The sequence below is a fragment of the Noviherbaspirillum album genome (assembly GCF_035916955.1).
Taxonomy (GTDB): Bacteria; Pseudomonadota; Gammaproteobacteria; order Burkholderiales; family Burkholderiaceae_D; genus Noviherbaspirillum; species Noviherbaspirillum album.
Map to the genome: position 1 here is coordinate 269,657 of NZ_JAWIIV010000005.1, position 10,535 is coordinate 280,191.

Here is a 10,535-nt window from a genome sequence, read left to right on the forward strand (position 1 = left end):
CAGTGAGATAACATTATGCTGATTCCTATCATCCTTTCCGGCGGCGCCGGCACCCGGCTCTGGCCCGTCTCCCGCGAAGCGCATCCCAAGCCCTTCATGCGCATCGGCGACGGCAAGAGCCTGCTGACGCAAACGCATGAGCGCGCGCTGGCGGTTTCCGGCAACACGCCGCCGCTAATCGTCACCAATCGCGACTATTACTTCCTGTCGCATGACGAACTGGAGAGCCAGGAAGTCAAGCCCAACTATCTGCTGGAGCCGTCCGGACGCAATACCGCGCCGGCCATCGCGCTGGCCGCGATGTGGGCCATGCAGCAAAAGCCCGACGCCTGCATGCTGGTATTGCCGGCCGATCACCTGATCAAGGACACGCCGGGTTTCTATACCGCCGTGCAGCATGCGGAGAACCTCGCCAAGGACGGCTTCCTGGTCCTGTTCGGCATCAAGCCCAAGGCGCCGGAAACCGGCTTCGGCTATATCGAGATGGGCAACAAGGTGAGCGAGCACGCCCAGGTAGTGCAGCGCTTCGTCGAGAAGCCGGACGCGGTCACCGCCGCCCGCTATCTCGCCGAAGGCAACTATGTCTGGAACAGCGGCATGTTCTGCTTCAAGGCCAGCACCATCCTCGATGCCTTCGCCACCTACAACCCGGCCCTGCTGGAAGCGGCGCGCACTGTCTTCAACAGCACCAAGGCCGTCGGCGACAAGATGGAGCTGCCGGCTTCGTTCAATGCGCTGGAAAACATTTCCATCGACTATGCGGTGATGGAAAAGGCGAAGAACATCGCGGTCATCCCCGGCGATTTCGACTGGAGCGACATCGGCGCCTGGAAAGCCGTGGCCGAAGCCATCCCCGCGGATGCGGCGGGCAATACCAACAACAATTGCCAGACCATCGTCATCGACAGCCGCAATACCCATATCCAGACCACCGACCGCCTGGTTGCGGTGATCGGACTGGACAACCTGCTGGTGATCGACACGCCGGACGCCCTGCTGGTGGCCGACAAGGCGCGCAGCCAGGAAGTCAAGGAAGTGGTGACCCGGCTCAAGGCCGCAGGGCATGAGGCCCACAAGAATCACCGCACCGTGTCCCGTCCCTGGGGCACCTACACCGTGCTGCAGGATGCGCCCAGCTTCAAGATCAAGCGCATCGCCGTCAAGCCCGGCGCCTCGCTGTCGCTGCAGATGCATCATCACCGCAGCGAACACTGGGTCGTGGTGTCCGGCAAGGCCGAGGTCGTCAACGGCGACGCCACCGTGGTCCTCGAGCCCAATGAGTCGACCTATATCCCCGCCGGTAACAAGCACCGCCTCACCAACGTCGGCGACACGGAGCTGGCCCTGATCGAGGTACAATGCGGCTCCTATCTGGGCGAGGATGACATCGTCCGTTTCGAAGACATATACGGCAGGGCACAATAATGGCAGTAGGCATGTTGCGCTCGGTATGGAGCTATCGCGGCTTCATATCGGGCAGCGTCAAGCGGGAGTTTCAGTCGCGTTACCGCAATTCGCTGTTGGGCGCAGCATGGACGGTTCTCAATCCGCTGGCGATGATCGTGGTGTACACGGTCATCTTTTCCCAGGTGATGAAGGCAAAGCTGCCGGGCGTCGACAACAGCTTTGCCTACAGCATCTACCTGTGCGCAGGGGTGCTGACCTGGGGCCTGTTCGTGGACATCGTCAGCCGTGCGCAGAATGTGTTCCTGGAACATGCGAACCTGATCAAGAAGATCAGTTTTCCTAAAATCTGCCTGCCTATCATTGTCGTGCTCAATGCCGGCATCAGTTTCGCCATCATCTTCACCCTGTTCATCGCATTCCTGCTGCTTTCCGGGTCGTTCCCGGGCATCAGCTTCATTGCCATCTTTCCCGTCCTGGCCATACAGATCGGGTTCGCCATCGGGCTTGGCATCATCGTCGGCGTCCTGAATGTATTCTTTCGCGACGTCGGCCAGTTCTTTTCCGTTCTGCTGCAATTCTGGTTCTGGCTCACCCCCGTGGTTTATCCCACCACCATCCTACCCGAAGGCGTGCGCGGCTACTTGGACCTGAACCCGATGGCGACGCTCGTGATGGCCTACCAGAACATACTGGTGCACGGCAAATGGCCGGAGTGGTCCACACTGGTCGTGCCGGCGGTGCTCAGCATCACGCTATGCGCGATCGGCATGCGGCTTTTCCGCCGCCGTGTCGGCGAAATCGTCGACGAGCTCTGATCCGGTTTTCCTCCGGCGAACACAAAAATGGCGAAACCGGCTTGCCGGAGTTATATAATCGCGATCTCACGAAGCGGCATCGTAAGCCGAAAAGCGGCTGATGAAGCAGGGCGATGGCGAACCGGTCTAAAGGCGCAGGGAAGTAAAAGCGTAAAGACGTAAGGACGTGAACGGAATGTCATGCAATCTTGAAACAACTTTGATTTCCGTTATCACGAGCAATATTGATTTCCACTAATTTGTGCAGGTGCCCCCGGAAGCAGTTTAAATAATTGCCATGAAGTGCGGCGCCGCCGACGCAAGTTGGTTTCCTCTTTTTCCTTTTTTCAGATTTCACCAAGCTTAAAATGACTAAACCATCTATCGCAGTCATCACCGGCATCACCGGTCAGGATGGCGCCTATCTCGCTGAACTCCTGCTCAACAAGGGCTACATCGTCTACGGCACCTATCGCCGTACCAGCTCGGTCAATTTCTGGCGCATCGAAGAACTGGGCATCGACAAGCATCCCAGCCTGCACCTGGTTGAATACGACCTGACCGACCTCGGCTCGAGCATCCGCCTGCTGCAGAACACCGGCGCCACCGAGGTATACAACCTCGCCGCGCAGAGCTTCGTCGGCGTGTCCTTCGACCAGCCCGCCACCACCGCCGAAATCACCGGCATCGGTCCGCTCAACCTGCTCGAAGCCATCCGCATCGTCAATCCGAACATCCGTTTCTACCAGGCATCGACCTCCGAAATGTTCGGCAAGGTGCAGGCCATACCGCAGATCGAAGACACGCCTTTCTACCCGCGCAGCCCGTATGGCGTGGCCAAGCTGTACGGCCACTGGATCACGATCAACTACCGCGAGTCGTACAACATCTTCGGCTGCAGCGGCATTTTGTTCAATCATGAATCCCCGCTGCGCGGCCGCGAATTCGTCACGCGCAAGATCACCGACACCGTCGCCAAGATCAGTCTCGGCAAGCAGGACGTGCTTGAGCTCGGCAACATGGATGCCAAGCGCGACTGGGGTTATGCGAAGGAGTACGTGGAAGGCATGTGGCGCATGCTGCAGGCCGATGAGCCCGATACCTTCGTGCTCGCCACCAACCGTACCGAAACCGTGCGCGACTTCGTCACCATGGCCTTCAAGGCCGCCGACATGCCGCTCGAATGGCGCGGTTCGGGCGAGGAGGAAGTGGCGGTCAATGCCAACAACGGCAAGATCGTGGTGCGCGTCAATCCCAAGTTCTACCGTCCCGCCGAAGTCGATCTGCTGATCGGCAACCCGGCCAAGGCCAAGGAAAAGCTCGGCTGGGCACCCGAAACGACGCTGGAGCAGTTGTGCCAGATGATGGTACAGGCCGACCTGCGGAGAAACGAGCGTGGGTTCTCCTTCTAATGCGGCAACCGGCCAGCGCGGCCGGGTGCTGCTCACCGGCGCCAACGGCTTCACCGGCAAGTATGTCCGGGCGGAGCTGGAGGCAGCCGGCTATTCGGTCTGCGGCGCGCTGGTGGGCGCCGCCAAGGGGCCGCATGAAATGACGCTGGATATCACGTCGCTGGATGATTGCCGGCGCGTGATGGAAAAGGTTCAGCCGGACTACCTGGTACACCTCGCCGCGATCAGTTTCGTCGCGCATGCCGATGCCGACGCCTTCTACCGCGTCAATGTGATCGGCACCATGAACCTGCTGCAGGCGTTCGCGGACTTGAAGCTGTCGCCGAAGCGGGTACTGGTCGCCAGCAGCGCCAACGTGTACGGCAATGCCACCGAAGGCATGATTTCCGAAACCCAGCCGCCGCAGCCGGTGAACCACTATGCGGCCAGCAAGCTGGCGATGGAGCACCTGGTGCGCACTTGGTCGGACCGCATGCCCATTGTCATTTCCCGACCGTTCAACTATACCGGCGTGGGGCAGCAGCCCAATTTCCTGGTGCCGAAGATCGTCTCCCATTTCGTCCAGCGCGCGCCGGTGATCGAACTGGGCAACCTGGATGTCGAACGCGATTTTTCCGACGTGCGCATGGTGGCATCGGCCTATCACGGCCTGCTGGAAAACGATTGCGCCGGCGAAACCGTCAATGTCTGCAGCGGCAAGCCTTATTCCCTGCGTTCCATCATCGAGATGATGCAGGAAATCGCCGGCTATGAGATAGAAGTGCGAGTCAATCCTGCCTTCGTGCGGCAGTCGGAAGTCAAGGTCCTGATCGGCTCGCCGCAGAAACTGCGCGCCATCGTCGGCGACATGGAAACCTATACCCTCGAAGAAACCCTGCGCTGGATGACCGCGGCATGAAATTTTTGCGCGTAGGTCTCAGCACGACGACGATCGAGCCGGTATTGACTGGCGGGCGGCTGGATGGAATCGGCGTATATACGACCGCATTGATGAAAGGTCTGCCGGAGGTCGGATGCTCGGTGACCGGATGGTCTTTCCCGCCACCTTTCAAGACCGTGAGAGCCGGCATGTTCTCGGCGGGAGAAAAAATGCCGCGCTCCTTCGAGGCATGGTCGCTGCGCGATCTGGTATTGCCGACCGGACGCGGACGTCTTCCGATGGACCTCTTTCACGCCACGGACTATCGAATTGTCCGCATGCAGTGTCCGGTGGTAGCCACCTTGCATGATGCCATTCCGCTCAAGCATCCGGAATGGACCAGTCCGCGGCTGCGAGGTCTCAAGAACTGGCTGCAGAAGACAGCGGCCGGCAAGGCGGATCATGTCATCGCGATCTCGAAATTCGCGGTGGCGGAACTGGTGGAATATTTCCATATCGACGAACGGAACATCACGGTAGTGCACGCCGGTGTCGGTTCGGAATGGTACGTGCCGCCGCCGCCGGAAGACGTGGATGAAACACTGCGTGCAAACGGTTTGCAAAGCGGCTACTTCCTGTTTGTCGGTACATTGCAGCCGCGTAAAAACGTGGAACGCATCATTGACGCTTACAAGAGCCTGCCGGCCGCTGTGCGCCGCGCCCGCCAGCTCGTGATCGTCGGCCATGCCGGATGGCGCTGCGATGACCTGATCAACAAAATCCGCACTATGGTTCAGAACGGCGAGCAAGTGATCTGGCTAAGCAATCTCGCGCAGAAGAATCAGCTCAGGCATGTTTATAAAGGCGCGGGCGTTTTTGTGTTTCCGTCACTGCACGAGGGATTCGGCATTCCGGTTGTCGAGGCCTTCGCATCTGGCGTCCCTGTGGTCACGTCGAATACGACGTCTCTGCCCGAAGTGTCTCAGGGCGCCGCCCTGGAAGTCGATCCGCTGGCGGTCGACGATATTGCCGCCGCCATGCTGGCTCTGGCAACGGATGATGCGCTCAGGCAGCGCTGCATCGATGCCGGCCGCCGCCGTGCCGCGCAATTGACCTGGAACCAGGCGGTCGAAAAGACCGCGGCGGTGTACCGCAAGGTTCTCGGACGCTGACGATATGCAAAGGAATCTGCGCGTTCTGCACGTCACCAAAACATATTACCCCGATACCTTCGGGGGGGTGGAGCAGGTAATCCGTCAGCTCAGCACCGCTACCAATCAGATGGGCATCGAAAACCATGTGTTCACGCTGAGCCGGCAAGCTTCGGAAATGCCGGAAGTGCATGACGGCGCAACGCGTATCACGCGGGTGCCGGTTCACCTGGATATCGCATCGACCCCGATGTCGGCCAGCGCCCTGTCGCGCTTCCGCCAGGCGGTCGATCAGGTCGATGTCATTCAATATCACTATCCGTGGCCGTTCGGCGACTTGCTGCATATGCTGGGCGGCCGCTCCAAGCCGGCGGTATTGACCTACCACTCGGACGTGGTGCGGCAGCGCCTGTTGATGCCGATGTATCAGCCGCTGCTGCGCAGGTTTTTTTCCGAGCTCAAGGCAATCGTGCCGACATCGCCGAATTACGTGCAAAGCAGCGAACTGCTTCAGGATTATCGAGACAAGACGGAAATCATCCCGATCGGACTCGATGAACACAGCTACCCGGTCGCCACGCCGGATCGCCTGGAGTATTGGCGGCAACAAGCGGGCGAGGACTTTTTCCTGTTCGTCGGCATGCTTCGTTATTACAAGGGATTGCATATCCTGCTGGATGCCTGCTCGGGCAGCAGCAGAGTGGTCATCGTGGGCGCCGGACCGGTCGAAGCCGACCTCAAGCAGCAGGCCGAGCGCCTGGGTCTGAAAAACGTGGCATTCCTCGGCGCCGTGTCGGAGGAAGACAAGGTCGCCCTGCTCAAGCTCTGCAAGGCGGTGGTTTTTCCATCGCACCTGCGTTCCGAGGCCTTCGGGGTTACCTTGCTGGAAGGCGCAATGTATTCAAAGCCGCTGATTTCCTCCGAAATCGGGACCGGGAGCAGCTACGTGAATGTGAACGGCCTTACCGGCATGGTGGTGCCGCCCAACGATCCGGCCGCGCTGCGCGACGTCATGCGTCGTTTCGATGCCGACAAGGCCCTGGTCGAGACGATGGGGCGGCAGGCCAGAGCCCGTTTCGAAGAACTTTTCACCGCGCATCAAATGGCGCAGTCCTATGTGAATCTGTACAGGCGAGTGCTTGCGGAGGCAGGCACATCATCAAGGAGCGCGTGAGCGGCAATACGGCAGCTGTCTCTATTGCAGACTTGTAATGATGTAATACCAATACCAAGCCATAACATGCCGTGAAATCGCGCCTTTTTCCGTCTGGCCGCGTTGCACTCGTCATCCATAGCCCCGCTATGGACTCCTCCTGCGCCTCGCCAGCCGAAAAAATCCATCAATTTCATCTGTCATGTTATGACTTGGTATTGGTATAAGCTGCGTTTTTACGGATTGCCGTCCATACTTTCTTTCCAGCTTGGCGATCGGCGCCCGGTCTTCCCGGATCGTCATAAGAACATGTCCTCATTCTTCATCAGTTTCATCGCGGCGGCGTTTATGCTCCTGGTGGTTGTCCGGCAGGCGAAGCGGCGCGGCGCCGCCCTCGATTCTGGCCTGTCTGGCGTTCGGCGCGCGCATCTTCCTGCCGCGCCCCGCCGCCGCCGGTTCGCCAGACGGCCGGCGCGGCCCGGACGATAGTCCCGATGGCGACGGTGCGCTTCTTTGCCTTCAATCTGCTCGGCCATGTCCTGCCGATGGTAGTTGCCTTGCTGTCGGTGCCGGTGATCGCGCATGCGGCGGGTGTCGAGCGGCTGGGAGCGCTTGGCGTCGTCTGGGCACTGGTCGGTTATTTCGGCTTCCTCGACTTCGGCCTGGGGCGTGTCGTGACGCGGCGCGTTGCGAGCGCCGCGCAGGAGGGCAGATTGGCCGATGAACTTGGCAAGCTGCGCGGCTTTCTCTGGCAGAAGGCGCTGCCGGGACTGATCGTCATCGGTCTGCTGATCATCGGCGCGCGCCTGTTGTTCGCGGGCCTGCTGCCCGCCGGTCCGCTGGGACGGGAAATGGCTGCCGGATGGGACTGGATCGCCATCGGCGTACCGGCCACGCTGGCCACCAACTGGCTGCGAGGCGTGCTCGAAGGCGTGCACCGCTTCGCACGCGTCAACCTGCTGCGCACCGTGTTCGGCGCCTGGACCTATGCCGCGCCGGCGCTGGCGGCGGTGGTGTGGTCGACCCTGGACATGCTCATCGCGGCCATCGTGATCGGCCGCGTGCTGTCGATGCTCGCCCACGCGCTGACCTGCCTGAGCGTGGACCGGGGCATCCTGCTCGGCCCGCTGCAGCCGGCCAGCCTGCGCTCCTTCTTCCAGGAAGGCGGCTGGATCACCGTGTCGAACATCATTGGTCCGCTGATGGTCTATTCCGACCGCTTCGTGCTGGCGGCGCTGCTCACGCCCACGGCGGTCGCCTGGTATGTCACCTCGCAGGAAGTGATGCTGCGCACCTTGGTGATTCCTGGCGCGCTGGCCGGAGTGCTGTTTCCGAAGTTTGCCGGACGTCAAGGCGAGAACAGCGTGCCGCTGTCGGCGCTCTACCAGCGCGGGATGAGGGTGGTGGCGGCACTGATGCTGCCGCTGTGCACGCTGGCGGCGGTCGGCGCCTATGACGGCCTGCGCCTCTGGCTGGGGCCGGCCTTCGCGCAGAACGGCTACCAGGTGGTGGAAATCGTTGCGGTCGGCATCTTCGTGAACGCCGTGTCCTTCCTGCCGTTCGCCTGGCTGCAGGCGCATGAGCGCTCGGAAATCGCGGCCAAGCTGCACATGATCGAATTGCCTCTTTATGCCATCGGTTTGGCGGCCGCCGTCGCCACCTGGGGCATCGTTGGCGCCGCCGTTGCCTGGACCCTGCGGGTGTCCATCGACTGCCTGCTGCTCCTGCGGCTGGTGGGGCCGGACAGCGCGAAACCGGCGATCCGGCCCCTGGTGCTCGGCACTGTGCTGATCGCTGTCGCGGGCATCGGTTCTCAGCCGGACTGGCCGCTGCAATGGCGGGCGCTGACGAGCGCGGCGGCCGTCGTGGCGGGAGGCGTGCTGGCCTGGCTGGTGTTCCTGAACGCGTCCGACCGCCGACAGCTCCTGAGACGCTCGGGAGCAGTCCATTAGCAGTCTGTTAAGTCGTTGAAATATTGCGTAAAAATCTATCTTTTTGATGATAAACGCGTGGCAATAATTTAGACTGTCACCTTTCTTCGCCCGGCCCGCCGCAATCAGTCCACGCTGTCTTCCGTAGTTCGTCAGCCCGCCCCGCCTGCTGCCGGACTGCAGCAGCGCGATCGCATCGGCCATTCCAGGTATTCATGTCGTCTTTTCTCATCAGCTTCATCGTCTCCGTCCTACTGACGCTGTTCATCATCAAGCACGCCCGCAGGCATCCGGCCCTGCTTGACTATGATCTGGACAGCGTGCAGAAAGTGCATCCGCGCGCCGTGCCCCGCATCGGCGGCGCAGGCATCTTCATCGCAGTCATCATCACGGCCGCCATCGCCATGCTGCGCACGCCCCACATCGGGCAGGGCATCCTGATGCTGCTGGTCTGTTCCAGCGTCGCGTTCGCCGGCGGTTTCGTGGAAGACCTGACCAAGAACGTCAGCCCCGCGCGACGGCTGCTGCTGACCATGCTGGCCGCCGTCATGGGCTTCTATCTGCTCGGCGCCCGCATCGAGCGCATCGACTGGTTCTCGTCGAGCTGGCACTTCAATGTCGTCTGGCTGGCGCTGCCGCTGACGGTGCTGGCGGTGGCCGGCATCGCCAACGCGGTCAATATCATCGACGGCTTCAACGGGCTTGCCACGGTGGTCAGCATCAGCATGCTGCTCTCGCTCGGCTACGTGGCGCTGCAGGTCAACGACACCTTCATCGTGGTGGCCGCGCTGGTGGTGGCAGGCGCGGCGGCCGGCTTCCTGATCTGGAACTATCCGGCCGGCCTGATCTTCCTCGGCGACGGCGGCGCCTATTTCCTCGGTTTCATGCTCGGCGAACTGTCGATATTGCTGGTGATGCGCAATCCCGAAGTCTCGACCTGGTATGCGGTCCTGCTGTTGATCTATCCGGTCTTCGAGACCCTGTTTTCCGCCTATCGCCGCCTGTTCCTGCGCGGCCAGTCGCCCGGCGCGCCGGACGGCATCCACCTGCACAGCCTGATCTTCCGCCGCGTCGTGGTCTGGGCCGTCGGCCGGCGCGATGCGCGGGCGCTCAATCTCCGCAACGCGATGACCTCGCCCTACCTGTGGATGCTGTCGCTGATGGCCGTGGTGCCGGCCACGCTGTTCTGGCGCCATACATGGATACTGATCGGGCTGACGCTGCTGTTCGTCGTCAGCTACGTCTGGCTCTATGCCCGCATCGTGCGTTTCCGTTCGCCGCGCTGGATGATCATGCAAGGCAAGAAATCGCCGCACGGCAAGAAATCCGGCTCGAAAGACGACCCGAGGCACGATTAGCGCAGTTCATCGTCGCCGCTTCCTGCAGCAATCCTCCGCATTCCGTATAGTTTCCCTTTTTTGCCCTTCATCGATTATGGCCACTCTCTCCCAAAGCATCTTCAAGGCATACGACATCCGCGGCATCGTCGGCAAGACACTCGACGCCGATGTTGCACGCCAGATCGGACAAGCATTCGGCACCGCCGCCGCCGGCAAGGGCGAGCAGACCGTGGTCATCGGCCGCGACGGCCGCCTGTCGGGCCCCGAACTTTCCGCCGCGCTGGCCGAGGGCCTGCAGAGCGCCGGCGTCAACGTCATCGACCTCGGCGTGGTCGCCACCCCCATGGTGTACTTCGCCACCCATGCGCTCGAGGCACGGTCCGGCATCATGGTCACCGGCAGCCACAATCCGCCCGACTACAACGGCTTCAAGATGGTGCTGGCCGGCGAAGCCATCTACGGCGATGCCATCCAGGGCCTGTACCAGA

8 protein-coding genes and 1 pseudogene are annotated in these 10,535 nt (G+C 61.3%); all 9 read left to right on the forward strand.

Going from position 1 to position 10,535, the window contains the following annotated elements; translation table 11 throughout:
• Positions 1-15 precede the first annotated feature (15 nt).
• Complete coding sequence (locus RY831_RS08955) at positions 16-1,425, forward strand: mannose-1-phosphate guanylyltransferase/mannose-6-phosphate isomerase (protein ID WP_326505980.1); 1,410 nt, start codon at positions 16-18, stop codon at positions 1,423-1,425.
• Positions 1,425-2,222 carry an ABC transporter permease gene (locus RY831_RS08960; RefSeq protein WP_326505981.1) on the forward strand — a complete coding sequence of 266 codons (798 nt, stop codon included), beginning with the start codon at positions 1,425-1,427 and terminating at the stop codon, positions 2,220-2,222. The genes RY831_RS08955 and RY831_RS08960 overlap by 1 nt, the downstream gene beginning before the upstream one ends.
• 347 nt (positions 2,223-2,569) lie before the next feature.
• Positions 2,570-3,613: a GDP-mannose 4,6-dehydratase gene (gene gmd / locus RY831_RS08965; protein ID WP_326505982.1), complete on the forward strand. Its 1,044-nt coding sequence runs from the start codon at positions 2,570-2,572 to the stop codon at positions 3,611-3,613.
• A complete protein-coding gene (locus RY831_RS08970) occupies positions 3,597-4,511 on the forward strand; it encodes a GDP-mannose 4,6-dehydratase (RefSeq protein ID WP_326505983.1) in 915 nt (304 codons plus the stop codon). Before gmd ends, RY831_RS08970 begins: the two co-directional genes overlap by 17 nt.
• The gene (locus RY831_RS08975) at positions 4,508-5,644 is read left to right on the forward strand and encodes a glycosyltransferase family 4 protein (protein ID WP_326505984.1); all 1,137 of its coding nucleotides are present in this window, start codon (positions 4,508-4,510) and stop codon (positions 5,642-5,644) included. Before RY831_RS08970 ends, RY831_RS08975 begins: the two co-directional genes overlap by 4 nt.
• Positions 5,645-5,648: 4 nt before the next feature.
• Positions 5,649-6,797 carry a glycosyltransferase family 4 protein gene (locus RY831_RS08980; protein WP_326505985.1) on the forward strand — a complete coding sequence of 383 codons (1,149 nt, stop codon included), beginning with the start codon at positions 5,649-5,651 and terminating at the stop codon, positions 6,795-6,797.
• 473 nt (positions 6,798-7,270) lie between these two features.
• The gene (locus RY831_RS08985) at positions 7,271-8,728 is read left to right on the forward strand and encodes a flippase (protein WP_326505986.1); all 1,458 of its coding nucleotides are present in this window, start codon (positions 7,271-7,273) and stop codon (positions 8,726-8,728) included.
• Positions 8,729-8,922: 194 nt separating this feature from the next.
• Entirely contained in the window at positions 8,923-10,065 is a 1,143-nt protein-coding gene (locus RY831_RS08990) for an MraY family glycosyltransferase (protein ID WP_326505987.1), read from the forward strand.
• 76 nt (positions 10,066-10,141) lie between these two features.
• Positions 10,142-10,535: pseudogene (locus tag RY831_RS08995) on the forward strand (phosphomannomutase/phosphoglucomutase); the annotation flags it as partial.